Source organism: Bradyrhizobium sp. Kon69, from assembly GCF_055807515.1.
Window position 1 is genome coordinate 1 of record NZ_JBVVOS010000447.1, and the last position, 255, is coordinate 255.

Sequence of the window (255 nt, forward strand, 5' to 3'; positions counted from 1 at the left end):
GTCAGTTACCGAAATACTGGCTGGATTGCCGCCATCGGGGGCAAGCCCCCTCCCACATTTTGATCTTCATCCGCCGCCAAATTGCAGAGTGCCCATGGCCAGCTTGGCCATGATTGCAGTCGCGCCCAATTGCACCAGCCACAACGCCAGGCCATCGAGGAACACCCCCAGCGCCACTTGCAGCACCTGGCTTTTCTGGCGCTTGGCCTGGGGCGCACGCGGGGCGTAGTCGTGCAGTTCGTCGCGATCGGCGCG

1 protein-coding gene is annotated in these 255 nt (G+C 63.1%); it reads right to left on the reverse strand.

All coding sequences use genetic code 11. From position 1 onward, the window contains the following. Positions 1 to 66: 66 nt before the first annotated feature. Positions 67 to 255, reverse strand: a 189-nt coding sequence (locus AC0L3U_RS39745; RefSeq protein ID WP_473365173.1) for a hypothetical protein, incomplete at its 5' end; no start/stop codon positions are given.